Here is a 17467-nt window from a genome sequence, read left to right as displayed (position 1 = left end):
TGTGGGCTGCCCAGGACTGGGCCGGGGGCAGCCTGTGACGGGGCGGGCCCGTCAGAGGGCCGGCGGGTGGACCGACGGGTACAGGGGTGGCTGTGCGGGTGCCGGTCCCAGGGTCGTCGTGCCGGGGGCCGTACGGTGGCCGAGCCCCGTCCGGTAGGCGTCGAGGGCGGCCTCCACCCGGCCCGTGCGCCGCAGCAGGTCCCCGAGGAGCCGGCACAGGTCGGCGAGGTCGCCGACGGCACCCGCGCGTTCCAGGAGGCTCAGGGCGCGGACGTAGTGCTCCTCGGCGGCCTCCGTGTCGCGGGCGTCCTCGGCGATGATGCCGAGCAGCCGGTGCGCGCCGGCGGAGTGCACGGCCCCGCGCTCGGGGGAGAGGTCCCCGAGCACGCCGTGCAGCAGCGCGGCGGCCTCCTCCGACCTGCCCCTGCGGTGCAGTACGTCGGCCAGCTCGACGGTGACCTGGCTGCCGTAGAGGGCCGCGCGCTGGGCGGCGAGCATGGCCTGGGCCTGCCTCAACTCGTCCTCGGCGCGGTCAAGTTGGCCGTTCTGGGCGTAGACGTAGCCGCGCATCCAGTGGCAGTTGGCGAGTTCGGTACGGAGCTGGAGCTGGCGGTAGAGCTCGGCGGCCTTGGCGAGGGAGGCGTCGGCCTCGGCGAGGCGGCCCTCGGCGAGGAGGGTGCGGGCGACGGAGCGGTGCATGTGCGCCACGAGGGCGGGGTCGCCGACCCGGGGGGCGAGGGCGAGGGCGAACTCGGCGGCCTGGGCGGCGCGGGCGTGGGCGCCCATGTCCATGTAGGGGCCGATGACGGAGGCGTAGAGCGGCAGGAGGGCGTCGGGGTCGTGCAGTCCGCCCCGGTTGAGTTCGTCGAGGGTGGACTCCAGCAGGTAGACGGCGTACCGGAGTTCACCGGCGAGGTAGTGGGCGACGGCGCGACCGCGCAGGGCGGGGACGCGGGTGGGCAGGGGCGCGCCGGCCAGGCAGCTCTCGGCGCGCTCGAAGTGCTCCCGGGCGGTCTCCAGGTCGCCGGTGCGGATCGCGCACTCCCCGAGCCCGAGCAGCGCGGTGGCCCGTGCCTCCGCCAGCCCGTGCTCCTCGGCCTCCGCGAGCAGGCGGGCGTACTGTGCCGCCGCGTCCTCCGCCTCCCCGGTGGCGAGGGCGCGCTGGGCCTCGGTGAGGCGCAGCCTGAGGTCGGTGGCGAGGCGGGCGGAACGCCCGGTCGCCAGTTCCTCGAAGTCCACGCCGAGCCGCTCGGCGATGTGCTTGAGCGCCTCGTCGGAGGGGCGCACCCGGCCCGCCTCCAGCGTCGAGACGTAGGCGGGGGTGTAGGTGGGTTCGGCCAGATGCCGCTGGGTCAGCCCGCGCTCGACGCGCAGCCGCTGCACCCGGCGCCCGATGACCTCCGGTTCGTCCCGCTCGCCCACGCCCCGACTCCCCCCGACCGCCCCTCGGCCCCTTGCCGTCGGGCTCGCACAGCCCCTAGGTTAAATGGCGGCTTAAGCATGCTTAATACATGGTTGACGCCGCCAGGCGTGGCAGAACTCGTCCTTTCGCCCGCCATTCGCTCTTTGACCGCCGTAGTCGCCGACGCTGCGAGGTTGCCGTGCCCGGACGCACCACCGCACCCTACGGACGTTCCACCGGCCGGTACGCCAGAGCCGTCGCGGCGGCCGTCGTCGCCACAGCGGCCCTGATCGCCGCGGCCAACGCGGTCCCGGCCCACCCGACGGACGAACGACAGACCCCGTCCGCGGCACAGGGGCAGGTGCGGGGCGGCTAGGCCGTGACACGGTCCGGGGCTGTCCGGCGGATCATGCGACTACTAGGCTGCGCCGATGGAACGCGCGACCGACGTGCCCGAAAGCTTCGACCCGCCCGTGGATCCGGTCCGGGCGAATGACTACGACGGCTTCGCCGAGGCGTATGCGGCGGAGAACGAGAACAACCTCGTGAACGCGTACTACGAGCGGCCCGCGATGTTGGCCCTCGCCGGGGACGTGGCCGGCCGTCGGATCCTGGACGCCGGCTGCGGCTCGGGTCCCCTGTCCGCCGCCCTGCGCGACCGCGGTGCCGTCGTCACCGGCATCGACGCCAGCGCCCGGATGCTGGCGCTGGCCGGGCGGCGGCTCGGCGACGACGCGGACCTGCACCTGGTCGACCTGCGCGACCCCCTGCCGTTCGACGACGGTGCGTTCGACGACGTGGTCGCGTCGCTGGTCCTGCACTACCTGGAGGACTGGGGGCCGACGCTGGCCGAGATGCGGCGCGTGCTCAGGCCCGGCGGCCGGCTGATCGCGTCGGTGGACCACCCCTTCGTGGCCTACACGTTCCAGGATCCCCGGCCCGACTACTTCGCGACCACCAGCTATACCTTCGACTGGACGTTCGACGGGCAGTCCTGCCCGATGAGGTTCTGGCGCAAGCCGCTGCACGCGATGACCGATGCCTTCACCACCGCCGGCTTCCGCCTTTCCGTCATCAGCGAACCCCGGCCCGACCCGGCCGCCCGTGAACTGTTCCCCGACGGCTTCCACGACCTGTCGACCAAGACCTGCTTCCTGTTCTTCGTCGTCGAGGTACCGCCGTCGGCCACCGGCTCGGACGACCAGCCAGTCGCGGATCCCGACACCACGACGGCCACGAGATCCGGCGGGCAGGCCCTGGGCCGGAACTCCGCACAGGGTGGTGCCGTCGGCGCCGGGGGGAGAGGGACTGACGGCCTCGCGAACGGGCGGCCACCAGCGACACCTTCCCACCCCGTCGAAGCCCGCCCCCCGCTGTCGCGTGGGAGCGGCTCAGCCCTGGGTCTGTAGTTGCCGCAGCTGTCGGCGGACGTGGTCCAGGGCGCCCTCGCGGCGGCCGGGGACGCGACCGCGGAGGTCGGCCAGGGCGGGGCCGAGGTCGCGGGCGCGGGTCGGGTCCGTTATGCGGCCCCACTGGTGGTGGGCCCGGTCCACGGCCGCCTCCACCGCGGGCGCGTCGACCGGCTGCCCGGCGGTCAGCCGCGCCGCCGCGACGGCCATCCAGGTACGGCAGCTGCGCTCCGCGTCCCCCGCGAACATCGCCAGGTCGGCCCGCACCTCGGTCCAGTGCAGCGCCTCCTCCGACCCCGGCCCGTGCGCGGCCGCGGCGGCCTGCTCCCAGCGGGCGGCCAGGGCGTCGGCGTCGGCGTGCTTCCCGGACTGCACGGCGGTGGTGATGGCGACGTGCGGGTCGCTTCCCGCCTGGTCCGGTCCCACCGGCCCGCCGGGGGGTGCCCCCTCCCCGGGCGCCTCAGGACGAGCCACGTCCAGGGCCGGAACGGGGGGCTGGGGGCGGTGGCCCCAGGGGACCGGAAGGGTCGGGGCGGCGGGGACGGCGTGGCCGGCGGGGGTGGCGGGGGTGGCGGGGGCGAACCCCGCGCCGGCACCGATTCCGACACCGGTACCCGCACCGGTTCCGAAACCGGTTCCGAAACCGGCACCGGCTCCGGTACCCGCCCCCACGCCGGACAGCACCAGGTCTCCCACTTCCCCCTCCCCGGCGATCCGGGCCAGCGCCATCTGGTGCAGTTGCTCCACCGCCGGACGGCCCCCGCTCCGCAGCACCGTCGCGACGGCCTTCATGTACGTGGGCGCGGCCACCTTCCGCCGTCCCGCCGGCGGGGCGATCCGGCCGTGCACGGCGACCCCGGGCCCACAGTCCAGGGCACGCCCCCGCAGCCACTCCCAGGTCTCCGCGTCCGCGTGCAGATCGAGCAGCAGCGTCGTCGACCCGGCCGACCGCAGCCGCAGTTCCTCCCGGAACCAGTGCCAGGGGAAGGCCGTGTACCGGACGGTCGCCGGCGTCGTACGGGCCAGCGCGAGGTGGGGCAGCCGCTGGCGGCGGTCGAGCTGGAGCTGGCCGGTGACGAACACGGTCAGCGGCCCGGGCGCGGCCGCGGCGGCCCGCAGCCGGGTGAGGACGGCCTGCGGCTCCAGCGGATCGGCGAGTTCGACGACGTTCGCGGTGTCGGTGCCGGCCAGCACGGCGGGCGGTACGGCCGCGAGCACGGGGAGTACGGAGGCCGCGTCCACCAGGCACCCCTTGCCCACGGGTGAGGCCGCGAGCAGCAGCACGGTTCCAGGCATCGTCCCTCCCCCTGTCGATCACGTACGTCAGCACCGTAACCGCTGCTGCTGCAAAGGTGGACCTCAGGACTGCAAACGTCCCCGTTCGGGGCCTTCGTGGGCATCCGCCCCCTGCCGCCGTACGGCGAAGATCGTCGTGTCGTCGGCGAGACGGCCGCCGCAGTGACGCAGGGTGCGGTCCCGGACGTGGGCGACCAGGCGGGCGGGCTCGGCGGTCCGGGGGTCGCGGGCGAGGGCCTCGGCGAGGTCGTCGGCGAGCGAGTAGAAGACGCCGGCGCGGTCCCGTGCCTCGGTGACCCCGTCGGTGACCAGCAGCAGCGTCTCGTCGGGGGCGAGGGCGACGCGCCGGACGCGCGGGGGCCCGTCGGCGGCGAGGTCACCGAAGCCGAGGGGGAGGCCGTCGCCGTGCGGCAGGGGCCGTACGCCCGCCGGGCCGACCGCCAGCGGCGGCTCGTGACCGAAGCCGACGACGTCCACCACGCCCCGCTCCCCCTGCGGGAAGCCGATCAGCACGGCCGTGGCGAACCGGTCCCCGTCGTCCCGTCCGAGGGCCACGGTGTGCTGCCGGTGCCGTCGCATCCGGGTCTCCAGCCGGGCGGCGACGGTCGCGAGGTCCGGCTCGTGGTACGCCGCCTCGCGGAAGGTGCCGAGGAGCGCGGCCGCCGCCTCCACCGCGCCCAGCCCCTTGCCCTGCACGTCGCCGAGGAGGACGCGGGTGCCGTGCGGGCCGGGCTGGATGTCGTAGAAGTCGCCGCCCATGCGGGCCTCGGCGTCGGCGGCGAGGTACACCGCCGCGTGGTCGAGGCCGCCCCAGCCGGGCGGCAGCGGGCGCAGCACGGTACGGCGGGTGGTCTCGGCGATCTGCCGCATGTGCAGCATCCGCCGCTCGGCGCGCACCCGCACGTCGGCCGCGAGGACGGACAGCACCCCGCCGACGAGGACGAGGACGAAGTCGGCGGAGCCCGCCCGGTACTGGTCCGGCCAGGCCGCGTCCGCCCCGACGTACGTGACGAGGGCGAGGACCGCGAAGAGGACCGTCGTCCACACCCCGCACAGGGCGGCGGCGATGGCGGCGACGAACACGCACCAGGAGACGATCCGGAACTCACCGGTGGTGTTGAAGTCGACCACGGCGATGACGACGAGCGTCACCAGCGGCACCAGCCAGGTGACGCTGCGGCCGCGGATCCGCAGCAACTGGTGGCGTTGCAGGACGTCCCGGCGCCGGGTCCGCGGGTAGCGGTCGAACAGCCCGTCGTCCCGCGGCTCCACGAGGTGCCCCGCCTCACGAGGGTCCCGCCGTATGAGGGGCCCCGCCGCATGAGAGCCCCGCCGCATGAGGGGCCCCGCCGCATGAGGCCGCTTCATGGGGTCAGCGAAACACGGGCGGGGGCCGACCGCATCCGGGCACGCGGCCCCTCGTGCCGGGCGTCCGACTTGCCACCGCACCCGCCCAGGTGTGCGCTGGAAGCCGGGGCGAGGAGAGAGGAGTGCTCTCATGGCTCAAGCGGCACCCGCACCGGACAGGCGGCCCCGTGCCCAGACACCGCCGCCCGACGTCTTCGACGAGCGGACCCACCGGATCGCGAAGTGGGCGGTACCCGTCGTCATCGGGCTCGTCTACGGCTACTGGGCCGCCGCCAACCGACGCGGCGGCGGACCCGTCACCGGCTGGAACATCCTGTTCGGCTTCGTGACCGCGCTCGTGTTCGTCGCGCTGTACGTCGCCGTCCGCGCCCTGGCCGCGCGGCTGAGGCGCGAGGGGCACGCCCTGCTGTGGTCGGCGTTCGCCGGCTGCGCGTTCGGCTTCCTGATCAACCAGAGCGGGGCGAGCGTGCTGTACTCCGCGGGCGTCGCGCTGGTGATCGCGGCGGGCTTCTTCGCGGTGCTGTTCTACCGCTACTACACGCACGAGGACGCGGAAGGCCGCCCCGTCCGCTGACGGACCCGCACATCCGTGGGCCCCGGCGACGCGTCGCCGGGGCCCACGTTCCCTCATCCCTCCACTCACCGCGCGAGCGGGATCCACTCCCACCCGCCCGACGAGGTTCCGGAAGCACTGAAACCCTCTCCCCACATCCATGAGACACCCGTTCGGGTGAACCCTCCACCGGAGGACACGGTCCCCGGCCGCCCCAGGGGCCCCGGCCCACCCGACCGGCGGCTCCCCGCTGGCGCACCCGCCCCCGCACCCCGTTGCCTGGATACGTGTCCCGAGCCCGCTGTCCCGTCAAGCCCCCGCCGCCGACCCGCCTGCGGACCGCCGTCTCGGCCGTCCTGATCGTCCTCGCCTGCCTCCTGCTCCCCTTCGGCACGCTGGCGGCCTGGGCCGCGTACGGCCTGACGGACACGGGCCGTTACGTCACCACGATGGCTCCCCTGGCCTCCGACCCGGCCGTACGGAACGAGGTCGTCGACACGGTGGTCGACGGCATCCTGCGCGAGGCCGCCGACGACCGCCTCCCCCTGCACCCCCAGGTGACGCCCTTCGTCCACGACGCGGTGCGCGCCTTCACCCACACCCCGGCCTACCGCAGGGCGTGGGACGCGGGCAACGAGGAGGCGCACAAGGCCGTCATGACGGCGCTGCACGACGACCGGGGCGGCGCGGTCACCGTGGACCTGGCCCCGGTGGCCACCCGCCTCAAGGACCAACTCGCCGCCGACCGCGTGCCCTTCGCCGACCGGGTCCCGGTCACGCACACCCGCGTCGCACTCCTCCCGGCCGGCGAGCTGGCCGCACTCCGGAAGGGCTACCGCGTGCTGGACATCGCCGGTTTCTGGCTCCCGCTCGCGGCGGTCGCCCTCGCCGTCACGGGCATCGCCGTGGCCGCCGGCCGGCGCCGGGCCCTCACCGCGACCGCGCTCGGCACGGCCATCGGCGGCGCCTTCCTCGGCCTGGCGGTGGCGATCGGCCGCCACCTCACCCTCGCGGACCTCCCCGACCAGAGCCACCGCCCGGCCGCGGCCGCCATCTACGACGCCCTCACCGCGACCCTGCGCACGGCGTCCTGGCTGCTGCTGGCCGCGGGCCTGACGGTGGCGGGCGGGGCGTGGCTCAGCCGGCACGTCCGCCCCCTCCACCGCGTCCACGCCGTCCGCGGCGATCCGGAACCGGCCTCGGCCCACCCGCCCGCCCCACTCGGCCGGCCGGACGACCCGCTGCCCGGACCCCCACCACCCCAGGCCCCGGCAGGTGCCTCGCCCCCTACACGCCCATAGGCCGCCTCATCCAGCCCCTTCACCCAGCTCTCTCATCCAGCCCTCTCACCCGGCACCCCCTGCCGCGCCACCCTCGCCAGAACCCCCAGCGCCCGCCCCAACTCCCCCTCCTCCGCCGACGCCAGCCCCAGCCTGACCGCGTTCGGGGTGCGGTGCGGGTCCACGGCGAAGGCGGTGCCCGGGGTGACGGCGATGCCGTGGGCGGCGGCCGCGGCGGTGAAGGTGTCCGCGCGCCAGGGGGCGGGCAGCTCCCACCAGGCGAAGTAGGCGTGCGGGCCGGTCCGTACGGCGAACCCGTCCAGGTGGGCCGCCAGCAGCCGTTGCCGGCGCGCCGCGTCAGCCCGCTTGGCCGCCACCAGCCGCGCGACCGTCCCGTCCCCGGCCCACCGCACGGCCGCCTCCAGCGCGAACCGCCCCGCACTCCACCCCCCGGACCGCACCGCGCCGGCCACCGCCTCGACCCGGTGCGGCGGGACGACGAGGAAGCCGACGGTCAGGCCCGGCGCGACCCGCTTGGACAGGCCGTCGACGACGTGCGTCAGCCCGGGAGCGTGGGCGGCGAGCGGGGTGGCGTCCGGCCGGAGGAAGGACCAGATGCGGTCCTCGACGACGGGCAGGTCCAGGTCGGTCACCGCGCGGACGAGTTCGGCGAGACGCCGTTCGCTCGTGGTCAGCGAGGTCGGATTGTGCAGGGCGGGCTGGAGGTAGAGGGCGGAGAGCGGAGCGGCGCGGTGGGCGGCGGCGAGGGCGTCCGGCCGTACCCCCTCGTCGTCCCCGGCGATCGGCACGAGCACGATGCCCAGCCGGGCGGCGACCTCCTTGACCAGCGGATACGTCAACTCCTCCACACCGACCCGACCGCCCGGCCGGACCAGCGAGGCGAGCGCGGCGGCGATGGCCTGCCGGGCGTTGCCCGTGAAGAGCACCTGCCGGGGCTCGGGACGCCAGCCGGGACGCCGGGAGGAGTCGGGCAGGCCGGGGGACGCGGGGAATCCGGGGGACCCAACGGGCCCGGGGAGCCCGGAGGAGTCGGGGAATTCGGCGGACCCGGCCGACCCGGGACGCCCGGCGGAGCTGGCCGACCCGGCGGGCCCGGGAAGCCCCAGCAGGTCGGCCGCGGCCTCGCGGGCCGTGGCGGTGCCGTCGGCGGCGGCCGGCCGCAGGGCCTCGGTCAGTACGTCGGGTCGGAGCAGCGGGGCGAGGGCGGGCGCGAGCAGGTCGGACTGTCCGGGTACGGAGGGGTAGTTGAGCTCCAGGTTGACCGGCGCGGCCGTCGCCGCCTCGACGAGGGCCCGCCCCTGTCCCACGGCCGGCGCGGCCCGTACGAAGGTCCCGCGTCCGACCTCACCCACCACCAGCCCGCGCCGCACGAGTTCGCCGTACACCCGCCCCGCCGTCGAGGCGGCGATCCGGTGCCGGCGCGCGAACCACCGCTGCGGCGGCAGCTGTTGGCCGGGGGCGAGCCGCCCGGCGGCGATGTCTGCGGCGATGCGGTCGGCGATACGCCGGTAGTCGTGCACGGGTCCCCCTGGGATTGCACCGAGGGCAAAGATCTTATTGCACCGATGAGTTGCCCGAACCTAGGGTCGACGCCATGGCACCCTTCCTCGCATACGAGGACAAAGGCGCGGATTCCTCCTCACGGAACCGCGTCCCCTTGGTCCTCGTCCACGGCCACCCCTTCGACCACACGATGTGGACCCCGCAGCTGGAGGCCTTCTCCCCGGCCCGCCGCGTCATCGCCCCCGACCTGCGCGGCTACGGCGCCTCGCCCGTCACCCCCGGCCTCACCCCCCTCTCCCGCTTCGCCCGGGACATCGAGGAACTCCTCGACGACCTGAGGGTGGACACCTTCGCGCTGGCCGGCCTGTCGATGGGCGGGCAGATCGCGATGGAGTGCTACGCCCGCTTCGGCGACCGCGTCCGCGGCCTGGTCCTCGCCGACACCTTCCCCTCCCCCGAGACGCCCGACGGCCGGACCGCCCGCAACGCGATGGCCGACCGCCTGCTGCGCGAGGGCATGCGCGGCTACGCCGACGAGGTCCTGGACAAGATGGTCGCCCCCTACGCGGCCCCCGACGTCAAGGCCCACGTCCACCGCATGATGACCACCACACCCCCCGAGGGCGCCGCCGCGGCCCTCCGCGGCCGCGCCGAACGCCCCGACTACCGCCCCCTCCTGGCCCGCGTCACCGCCCCCACCCTGATCGTCGTCGGGGCCGACGACGAGTTCACCCCGGTCTCCGACGCGGAGGCCATGCACGCACTGGTACCGGGCTCCGTCCTCCGGGTGATCGACGGCTGCGCGCACATGCCGAACCTGGAGCGGCCGGGGGAGTTCAACGAGGTGCTGGGGGACTTCCTGAGCCACGTCGACGAGCACGCCGCAGGGGCGTCCCCCGACCGCGCCACCACCACGTGATCTCCGACCGCCCCGCCACGTGATCGCCCGACCGCACCGCCACGTGATCGCCCGACCGCACCGTCACGTGATCGCCCGACCGCGCCGTCACGTGATCGCCCGACCGCGCCGCCGGGTAATCCCTTGGCCGTGCCGCCGGCCGCCCGGCTACCGTCACCTCCCATGCGCACCACCACCCTCTGGCGCCCCACCGGCCCCGAGGAGCTCGCCCTCGTCGAAGCCTCCGGGTGGACGGCCTGGCCGCCGCGGCTGCCCGAGCAGCCGATCTTCTACCCCGTGCTGAACGAGGACTACGCGATCCGGATCGCCCGGGACTGGAACGTCCCCGCGTCCGGCGTCGGATACGTCACCCGGTTCGAGGTCGAGAGCGACTTCCTGGAGCGGTATCCGGTGCGGCAGGCCGGGGGAGAGACCATCCTGGAACTCTGGGTGCCGGCGGAGGAGCTGGATGAGTTCAACGCGCACATCGTCGGACGCATCGAGGTCGTCCGGGAGTTCCGCTGACATGTCCGACGGGCGGCGGCGGGGGCGGCTGGCCGGCGGCTGGTGCGCGGGGCTGCTGTTCGCCGCGGTGAGCGTGGTCGTGGGGTGCCGGGCCGGTGACACCGACGCCTTCACGCCCGTACCGCAGCTGCTCGCCTTCCTGCCGTGGCTGCTCGTGCCGACCGGGCTCGGCCTGCTGCTGTCCCTGCTCGCCCGGTGGTGGACCGGGCTGCTGTGGGGGGTCGTCCTGCTGGGGCTGCTCGCCTGGTTCGTCGAGCCGTACGGCAAGGCCGACCGCCCCGACGGGGCGGCGGTCGCACGGCTGCGGGTGCTGACCTCGAACGTCGAGTTCGGGTGGGCGACGGACGCGCTGATCGCCACCGTGCGCCGGGAGAAACCGGACCTCGTGTTCGTCGAGGAGTGCGAGTACGGCTGCCAGGCGGCGGTGGCGCGGGAGCTGGGAACCGGCTACCCGCATCGGCGGGCCGTGCCGGGGGACACCTCCGTCGGGTCGGTCATCCTCAGCCGTTTTCCGCTGACGCCCACGGCCGGCGTCCCCGGCCGCATGGGCATGCCCGGTGCCGTCGCCGACGTCGACGGGCACCCCGTACGGCTCCAGCTCGCGCATCCCAAGCCGCCGCTGCCCCGCCAGGTCGCCCTGTGGAAGCGGGAACTGGGCCGGCTGCGGGACTTCGCCGACGCCCACCGCGACGACGGGCCCCTCATCCTCGCCGGCGACTTCAACGCCTCCCAGGACCACGCCGCCTTCCGCCGCGTCCTCGACACCGGGCTGTACGACGCCGCCCGCCTCGCCGGAGCGCATCGCGAGCCCAGCTGGCCCACCCGGACCACCCCCGCCTTCGGCACCCAGATCGACCACGTCCTCGTCTCCGAGGAGTTCTCCGCGCGCCGCGCCCGCTTCCTCGACCTCCCCGGCACCGACCACCGCTCGCTGCTGGTGGACCTCACACTGCACCGGCCGCCGCGCCGACCGCGGTGACCACGGCCCGGACCGTGTCGAGGAGTCGAGGAGTCGAGGTGTCGAGCACGGATCCGGGCCGTCGTCGGAAGGCGGAGGTCAGGCGCGTCGGCTAGCGCGTGTCTCTTTGATGGGTTGGTCAGTTGATCGGATGTGTCCGTCCGATTAGTGATCACCGATGCGATGTGGGACCGGATCGAGCCGCTGATGCCGGCGGATCCGGTCCGCGGGCGGCGATGGGCCGATCACCGCCGCACTCTTGAGGTCATCGCGTGGAAGTACCGCACCAACTCGCCCTGGCGGGACCTTCCCGACGAGCTCGGCTCCTTCCAGACCGCTCACAAACGGCTGATCAGATGGGCCGTCGACGGCACCTGGGAGATGATCCTCGCCGCTGTCCTGGCGGCGGCGGACGCCGACGACGACATCGACTGGACGGTGTCGGTGGACTCCACGGTCGTCCGGGCCCACCAGCACGCTGCCGGAGCACTCAAAACGGGGCGGCCCACTCCGGCGAGCCCGCCGATCACGCGCTCGGACGCTCCCGCGGCGGGCTGAGCACCAAGGTCCACCTGGCCGCAGACGGCCGCGCACGACCCCTCGCCTTCACCGTCACCGCAGGCCAGGCAGGTGATGCACCCGCCTTCGAGACGGTGATGTCCCGCATCCGCGTCCCCCGCACTGGCCCCGGCAGGCCCCGGACCCGGCCCCTGGCCGTTCTGGCCGACCGCGCTTATTCCTCACGTGCCATCCGCAGCCACCTGAGGCGCCGGGGCATCCGCGCGGTCATCCCACAGCCGTCCGACCAAGTCGGCCACCGCCTGCGGCGAGGCCGACTCGGAGGCCGTCCGCCCGGCTTCGACAGCGAGGCATACAAGCAGCGGAACACCGTCGAGCGGTGCATCAACCGCCTCAAGCAGTGGCGCGGCCTGGCCACACGAACCGACAAGCTCGCGATCGCCTACCAGGGCGCACTCCACCTCGCGAGCATCCTCATCTGGACCCGACGCTGACCAAAGAGACAGAACCTAGGTGTGCTGTCCGGGCAGGTTGGTGCCGCTAGGCGGAACTAGTGGTGCTGGTCGGCAGGGCCTGCTGATAGAGCGCTACCAACACACCGTGCACGGGCTGGTCGTCCGCATCCTCCTCGGCCTCATCGACCAGTTGGGCGAGGGTTTCGCCGAGTTCTCTTGCCTTCGCAGGGCTCAGACGCAGGTGGCGCAGTGTCAGGTGGGTGTCGACCGGAGAGTGGTCCAGCTCCTGGGCGACCGCGGCGAGCATCGCGGCGGTGCCTGCCGCTTGGGGTTCGGCGACGACCATCTGGCGGGCCGTGCGCTGGTAGTACTGCTCGGTGCCGCCGCGGACCTGGCGGGTCTCGGTGATGTGGACCAGCGCGGCTTCGCGGAGCACTTTGAGGTGGTGGGCCACGTTGCCCTTCTTCGCGTCGAGCTGCGCCGCAAGCTGGCTGGTGGTGGCAGGCTGGTGGCCCAGGGCGAAGAGCAACCGCTGACGCAATGGGTGAGAGAGCGCCGCGAACTGCTCAGGCGCACCGATCTCCAGGACGTCCTCAGGAGGCGGTGAATAGGGAGGCTGATCACGCATACCTAAAGCGTCTAAACTCTTTGACGCTTTCGCAAGGGCAGTGCTCTACTCCCTGCCATGACGACTCCGACGAAGCTTGCGCCGGCCCCTGTCATCGACGAGACGGCCCGGCTGCTCACCGAGCACTACGTTTTCCCCGAGATAGCTGAGCAGCTGGCCGGCCTGCTGCAACGACGCCTCACCGAGGGCGCCTACGACGTCGACGACGCCGAGGAGCTCGCCCGCCTGGTCACCGCGGACCTGCAGTCCGTCAACGGCGACCGGCACCTGAGACTGAAGCACCACGCCGCCCCGGCCTCCCCGAAGCAGGGGGCCGCCACCCGGGACGCCATGCGCCGGGACTTCGACTCCTCTCTGGGCGGTGCGCCCCGGATGCAGTTGCTCGACGGAGGGGTCGCCGTGGTGGAGCTGGCACCGATGCTGTTTCCGCTGGAGTGGGCCGCCGAACCGCTGAGCGCCGCGCTCACCCTGACCTCCCGCGCCCAGGCGCTGATCGTGGACCTGCGCGCCAACCGGGGCGGCGACCCGGACACGGTCGCGTTCGTCTGCAGCTACCTGCTGGACGAGCGCACCCACCTCAACACCATGTACTGGCACGGCGGCGAGCACAGCGAGCAGTCCTGGAGCCTGCCGCACGTTCCGGGCGCGCGCTTCGGCGGCAGCAAGCCGTTGTATGTGCTGTCCAGCGACAGCACCTTCTCTGCCGCTGAGGAGCTGGCGTACGACCTCCAGCAGCTCGGCCGCGCCGTAGTCGTCGGCGAGCCCACCCGCGGCGGCGCGCACCCGTGCCAGGGCTGGACCCTGCACCCACACCTTGAAGCCACCGTCCCCGTCGGCCGCGCCATCAACCCCGTCTCCCACACGAACTGGGAGGGCACCGGTGTGCAGCCAGATATCCCTTGCGCCGCTGCTGACTCCCTCGACCACGCTCACGCCCTGGCCCTCGCCCGACTGGCAGGCTGACCCAGTCCAGCTCATCGACAGCACTGCACGCAGCGCCCCCCAACGGTCGTAGGGGGGACGCCCTGAAGGCAGCTTTCGAGCGCCGGAAGCAGGCGCATGGGGAGGTCGTCGCAACTGGCTTGGTACACAGCGGCGAGCGTGGCTTCCCACAAGGAGAACCGTAGGAAGAAGCTGCTCAGCGGTTCCTGCTCGGGCACGGGGTGGCTGTCCTCGAACCATACGGTGGGGTCGGCGCGGGCCGACAGTGGGGCCCGTCCGGTGGCAAGACGGACGTTCGCCTTCAAGGACGGAGGACCAGCTTCCCCTTCGTATGACGGCCAAGCAGGTCCTCGTGCGCGTCGCGGGCCCGCGCCAGGTCGTACTCCGCGCCGACCAGGGGCCGCAGGCGACGCCGCGCCGTGAGGTCGAGCAGCTCCGCCAGCTCCGCACCGCCGGCGCCGTTCCTGGCGATGAGCGGGATGACCCAGAAGCCGGCGACGGTGATGTTGTCCACCGCCAGTCGGCTCGGCGCAATAGCGGAGGCTGTCTGCCGGGACGAGGCGCCGTAGGTCACCAGTCGGCCGAGGTGTCCGAGTGTGTCCAGGCCGGCGTCGAGGACGGGGCCGCCGATGGCGTCCAGGACGATGTCGACCGGGTGTCCGTGATTGGCGTCAAGGACCCGCTCTCGATAGCCTTCCGCGTCGCCGTCGATCGCCGCGTCCGCGCCGAGTTCGAGAGCAAATGCGCGCTTCTCGTCGGACGACGCCGTGGCGATGATCCGTCCTGCCCCGAACTCCCGGGCCAGTTGGACGACGAGACTGCCCGTCCCGCCCGCGGCGGCATGGACCACCACGCTCTCACCGGGCCTGATACGTGCGACCGACCGCAGCAGATGCCACGCCGTCAACCCCTGTACGAGAACTGCCAGCGCTTCGCCCGCAGCCACCCCCTGCGGTAACGCGACCAGGTGGCGGTCGGCGACGACCGTCTTGGCAACGTAACCGCCCTGCGGAACATAGCCGAGGACTCGTCGGCCGACGACCTCCATGCCAGGAATACGGGGCAGCGGGCCTTGGGGGGCGTAGGGACCGTCTGGCTTTGTTAGTGGAACCTGACACCACTTGTCGCTCAGGGCCGAGAACGCCTTGTTTCGCCGGAGGGCGATGTCTGTGAGTTCTGGCAACACTTGAGAGCTTGCGGTGGGAGCATGGACGTGCTCTGCGGGATGAGGCTGCGATGGCGCCACCGAAGTCCAAGGTCGATTTGTACGCGGCGATCCGCCGTGACGCCCGGGCAGGGATGTCGTACCGGGCCTTGATGCGTGAGTACGGAGTCGGATTCCGCACGGTGAAAGCCGCGTTGGAGTCGGTCTGGCCGGAGCCGCGGAAGAAGCCGCGGCCGCGCGACCCGCCTGGATGCCTACAAGCCCTTGATCGACGAGATGCTCCGGGTGGATCTGGATGCTCCGCGCAAGCAGCGTCACACGGTCAAGCGGATCTTCGACCGGCTCTTGGACGAGCACGGGGCGGAGGCGGTGACCTATCCGATGGTGCGGGCCTATGTCGCCGATCGGCGTCCCCAGATCGCTGTTGAGGCCGGCCGCGGGGTGGTACACGCGTTCATTCCGCAGTCCCACCGGCCGGGGGCCGAGGCGGAGGTGGACTTCGGCGACGTGAAGGTACGCCTGGCCGGTGAGCAGGTCACCTGCTTCGTGTTCGCGATGCGCCTGTCGTATTCGGGCAAAGCCGTGCACCGTGTCTTCGCCTCCTGCGGCCAGGAGGCGTTCCTCGAAGGCCACGTCCACGCTCTCAGCGTGCTGGGCGGAGTGCCAACCGGCAAGGTCCGCTACGACAACCTCCGCTCCGCGGTCTCCCGGGTGCTCAGCTCGCGCTCCCGCGCGGAGAACGAGCGGTGGACCACGTTCCGGTCGCACTACGGCAATTGCCTCCCCGGCATCGAGGGCGCTCACGAGAAAGGCGGGGTGGAGGGGCAGATCGGCTGGTTCCGCCGCAATCACATGGTCCCCGTTCCCGAGGTCGCCTCCCTCGCTGAGCTCAACGCGATGATCGAGCAGTGGGATGAAGAAGACGAACGGCGCCGGATCGGCTCCCGTCCACGGCCGGTGAGCGAGTACTTCGCCGTCGAACGGCCACTGCTGCAGCCGTTACCGGACGAACCCTTCGAGACGGGACGTCTGTTCAGCCTGCGGGTGGACCGCTTCAGCCAGATCAGTGTTCGCACCAACCGCTACTCGGTGCCGGTGCGGCTGATCGGCCGGACGGTGAGAGCGATACTGCACGCATCCGAGTTGGTCGTCTACGACGGTCAGCAGGAGGTCGCCCGCCATGAACGGCTGATCGCCAAGGGGAAGGCGCGGCTGGATCTTGACCACTACCTGGAAGCCCTGGTCCGCAAGCCCGGCGCGTTTCCCGGGGCCACCGCCCTCGAACAGGCCCGTTCCGTAGGGAAGTTCACGCCGGTCCACGACGCCTGGTGGAAGGCGGCGAAGGCTGCCCACGGTGAGCGGGACGGCACCCGGGCCCTGATCGAGGTCCTGCTGATGGGCCGCCACGTCCCCCACGAGCACCTGGTCGCCGGGCTTGCATCCGCACTCAGGGCCGGCGCCCTGACCGCGGATGCCGTCGCCCTGGAGGCACGGAAGGCGGCCGAAGCCGACGAGGTCGCGCCTCCGGTTGTCCCTGCGGAGCCGGAACGGACGAACGTGACCTCGCTGACCGAACGGCGACTGGCCCAGCTGCCGTCCGACACCCGGCCGCTGCCCTCGGTCGCGGCCTACGACCAGCTGCTGCGAGCCCGGCAGCTGGCCGACCGCCCCGCCATCCAGGGAGAGATGCCGTGACACTCAAACGCCACCGCGGGCTGACCGAACAGGCCGCGACCGCCGCCGTCGACCAGGCATGCCGCATGCTCCGGCTTCCCACCATCCGGGCCCAGTTCCCCGAACTCGCCGAAGCCGCCGCCCGGGACCAGATGTCCTATCGCGGCTTCCTCGCCGAAGTGCTGATGGCCGAGTGCGACGACCGGGCCCGCCGCCGCTCCGAACGGCGCATCAAAGCGGCGCAGTTCCCTCGGGAGAAGTCGATCAGGGCCTTTGACTTCGACGCCAACGCGAACATCGACGCAGCCGTCATTCACACCCTGGCGACCTGCGAATGGGTCAAGAAGGGCCTGCCGCTCTGCCTGATCGGCGACTCCGGCACCGGCAAGTCCCACCTTCTGATCGCGCTCGGCACTGAGGCCGCCATGGCTGGCTTCCGGGTCCGCTACACACTGGCCACCAAGCTGGTCGAGGCGGCGGACGAAAAAATCCTGACCAAGACCATCGCCCGCTACGGACGCGTCGATCTCCTCTGCATAGACGAACTCGGCTACATGGAGCTGGACCGCCGCGGCGCTGAGCTGCTGGTCCAGGTGCTGACGGAACGCGAGGAGAAAAACAGCGTCGCCATCGCCTCCAACGAATCGTTCGGCGGCTGGACCAGGACATTCACGGATCCGCGGCTCTGCGCGGCCATCGTCGACCGTCTGACCTTCGGCGGGAACATCATCGAGACCGGCACCGAGTCCTACCGGCTCGCACAGACCCGTGCACAACAGCAAGCCACCACTTGACCTCCGGATCCGGTCCCGCAGAACACACCTCGTGATCAAGAATGGACCAGTCGATTGCCACGCTGACCACAGATCAC

Annotated in this window: 15 protein-coding genes and 2 pseudogenes; 11 read left to right on the top strand and 6 right to left on the bottom strand. The window is 72.7% G+C overall.

Translation table 11 applies throughout. The features are described from left to right. Window positions 1-51: 51 nt before the first annotated feature. Window positions 52-1422 carry a tetratricopeptide repeat protein gene (locus tag ACF1A1_RS06250; protein WP_391645968.1) on the bottom strand — a complete coding sequence of 457 codons (1371 nt, stop codon included), beginning with the start codon at window positions 1420-1422 and terminating at the stop codon, window positions 52-54. A 179-nt stretch (window positions 1423-1601) separates the two neighbouring features. Here ACF1A1_RS06250 and ACF1A1_RS06245 point away from each other — a divergent pair, with 179 nt between their 5' ends. Then, the gene (locus ACF1A1_RS06245) at window positions 1602-1778 is read left to right on the top strand and encodes a hypothetical protein (RefSeq protein WP_391645966.1); all 177 of its coding nucleotides are present in this window, start codon (window positions 1602-1604) and stop codon (window positions 1776-1778) included. 55 nt (window positions 1779-1833) lie between these two features. Beyond that, window positions 1834-2595 (top strand): annotated as a pseudogene (locus ACF1A1_RS06240) (class I SAM-dependent methyltransferase); the annotation flags it as partial. Between the two features lie 198 nt (window positions 2596-2793). Here ACF1A1_RS06240 and ACF1A1_RS06235 read toward each other — a convergent pair. Both ACF1A1_RS06235 and ACF1A1_RS06230 read right to left on the bottom strand, forming a co-directional pair. Next, window positions 2794-4107, bottom strand: coding sequence for a hypothetical protein (locus ACF1A1_RS06235; RefSeq protein WP_391645964.1), 1314 nt, complete (start codon window positions 4105-4107; stop codon window positions 2794-2796). Window positions 4108-4170: 63 nt separating this feature from the next. Beyond that, window positions 4171-5379, bottom strand: a complete 1209-nt coding sequence (locus ACF1A1_RS06230; protein ID WP_391645962.1) for a PP2C family protein-serine/threonine phosphatase — start codon at window positions 5377-5379, stop codon at window positions 4171-4173. Window positions 5380-5605: 226 nt separating this feature from the next. On the opposite strand from ACF1A1_RS06230, the gene ACF1A1_RS06225 reads away from it, so the two are divergent. Together ACF1A1_RS06225 and ACF1A1_RS06220 are read left to right on the top strand one after the other, a co-directional pair. Beyond that, window positions 5606-6049 carry a transglutaminaseTgpA domain-containing protein gene (locus ACF1A1_RS06225; protein WP_391645960.1) on the top strand — a complete coding sequence of 148 codons (444 nt, stop codon included), beginning with the start codon at window positions 5606-5608 and terminating at the stop codon, window positions 6047-6049. A gap of 266 nt (window positions 6050-6315) precedes the next feature. After that, a complete protein-coding gene (locus tag ACF1A1_RS06220; RefSeq protein WP_391645958.1) occupies window positions 6316-7329 on the top strand; it encodes a hypothetical protein in 1014 nt (337 codons plus the stop codon). A gap of 32 nt (window positions 7330-7361) precedes the next feature. Here ACF1A1_RS06220 and ACF1A1_RS06215 read toward each other — a convergent pair whose 3' ends face one another. After that, on the bottom strand, window positions 7362-8849 hold the full coding sequence (locus tag ACF1A1_RS06215; protein WP_391645956.1) for a PLP-dependent aminotransferase family protein: 1488 nt from the start codon (window positions 8847-8849) through the stop codon (window positions 7362-7364). A 74-nt stretch (window positions 8850-8923) separates the two neighbouring features. Between ACF1A1_RS06215 and ACF1A1_RS06210 the strand changes: the two genes are divergently transcribed. The 4 genes from ACF1A1_RS06210 to ACF1A1_RS06195 all read left to right on the top strand — a co-directional run bounded on the left by ACF1A1_RS06210 (window position 8924) and on the right by ACF1A1_RS06195 (window position 12226). Continuing rightward, window positions 8924-9751: an alpha/beta fold hydrolase gene (locus ACF1A1_RS06210; protein WP_391645954.1), complete on the top strand. Its 828-nt coding sequence runs from the start codon at window positions 8924-8926 to the stop codon at window positions 9749-9751. Window positions 9752-9913: 162 nt separating this feature from the next. Next, a complete protein-coding gene (locus tag ACF1A1_RS06205; protein ID WP_391645952.1) occupies window positions 9914-10255 on the top strand; it encodes a hypothetical protein in 342 nt (113 codons plus the stop codon). 1 nt (window position 10256) lies between these two features. Then, complete coding sequence (locus ACF1A1_RS06200) at window positions 10257-11234, top strand: endonuclease/exonuclease/phosphatase family protein (RefSeq protein WP_391645950.1); 978 nt, start codon at window positions 10257-10259, stop codon at window positions 11232-11234. 162 nt (window positions 11235-11396) lie between these two features. Then, a protein-coding gene (locus ACF1A1_RS06195) for an IS5 family transposase (RefSeq protein WP_391646395.1) occupies window positions 11397-12226 on the top strand; the annotation gives its coding sequence in 2 pieces (ribosomal slippage) (window positions 11397-11732 and window positions 11735-12226; 828 coding nt in all). A gap of 46 nt (window positions 12227-12272) precedes the next feature. On the opposite strand, the gene ACF1A1_RS06190 is transcribed toward ACF1A1_RS06195, so the two are convergent. Then, complete coding sequence (locus ACF1A1_RS06190; RefSeq protein WP_391645948.1) at window positions 12273-12728, bottom strand: helix-turn-helix domain-containing protein; 456 nt, start codon at window positions 12726-12728, stop codon at window positions 12273-12275. 144 nt (window positions 12729-12872) lie between these two features. Here ACF1A1_RS06190 and ACF1A1_RS06185 point away from each other — a divergent pair, with 144 nt between their 5' ends. After that, window positions 12873-13778, top strand: a complete 906-nt coding sequence (locus tag ACF1A1_RS06185; protein WP_391645946.1) for a S41 family peptidase — start codon at window positions 12873-12875, stop codon at window positions 13776-13778. 280 nt (window positions 13779-14058) lie between these two features. Here ACF1A1_RS06185 and ACF1A1_RS06180 read toward each other — a convergent pair whose 3' ends face one another. Beyond that, window positions 14059-14805 (bottom strand): zinc-binding alcohol dehydrogenase family protein, encoded by a 747-nt coding sequence (locus tag ACF1A1_RS06180; protein WP_391645944.1) that lies wholly within the window; start codon window positions 14803-14805, stop codon window positions 14059-14061. A 188-nt stretch (window positions 14806-14993) separates the two neighbouring features. Between ACF1A1_RS06180 and istA the strand changes: the two are divergent. Both istA and istB read left to right on the top strand, forming a co-directional pair. Continuing rightward, a pseudogene (istA, locus tag ACF1A1_RS06175) lies at window positions 14994-16617 on the top strand (IS21 family transposase). Beyond that, window positions 16614-17390 carry an IS21-like element helper ATPase IstB gene (istB, locus tag ACF1A1_RS06170; protein WP_391645942.1) on the top strand — a complete coding sequence of 259 codons (777 nt, stop codon included), beginning with the start codon at window positions 16614-16616 and terminating at the stop codon, window positions 17388-17390. The pseudogene istA and the gene istB overlap by 4 nt, the downstream one beginning before the upstream one ends. Window positions 17391-17467: the final 77 nt, after the last annotated feature.

Origin of the sequence: Streptomyces sp. NPDC014995 (assembly GCF_043080745.1) — a bacterium.
Taxonomy (GTDB): domain Bacteria; phylum Actinomycetota; class Actinomycetes; order Streptomycetales; family Streptomycetaceae; genus Streptomyces.
This window is presented reverse-complemented; position numbering and strand designations above follow the sequence as displayed.

What these genes read in the sequence shown, in the direction of transcription:
- ACF1A1_RS06235 (WP_391645964.1), bottom strand. Translation starts at nt 4,107, where the DNA reads ATGCCTGGAACCGTGCTGCTGCTCGCGGCCTCACCCGTGGGCAAGGGG.
- ACF1A1_RS06225 (WP_391645960.1), top strand. Translation starts at nt 5,606, where the DNA reads ATGGCTCAAGCGGCACCCGCACCGGACAGGCGGCCCCGTGCCCAGACA.
- ACF1A1_RS06210 (WP_391645954.1), top strand. Translation starts at nt 8,924, where the DNA reads ATGGCACCCTTCCTCGCATACGAGGACAAAGGCGCGGATTCCTCCTCA.
- ACF1A1_RS06205 (WP_391645952.1), top strand. Translation starts at nt 9,914, where the DNA reads ATGCGCACCACCACCCTCTGGCGCCCCACCGGCCCCGAGGAGCTCGCC.
- ACF1A1_RS06200 (WP_391645950.1), top strand. Translation starts at nt 10,257, where the DNA reads ATGTCCGACGGGCGGCGGCGGGGGCGGCTGGCCGGCGGCTGGTGCGCG.
- ACF1A1_RS06185 (WP_391645946.1), top strand. Translation starts at nt 12,873, where the DNA reads ATGACGACTCCGACGAAGCTTGCGCCGGCCCCTGTCATCGACGAGACG.
- ACF1A1_RS06180 (WP_391645944.1), bottom strand. Translation starts at nt 14,805, where the DNA reads ATGGAGGTCGTCGGCCGACGAGTCCTCGGCTATGTTCCGCAGGGCGGT.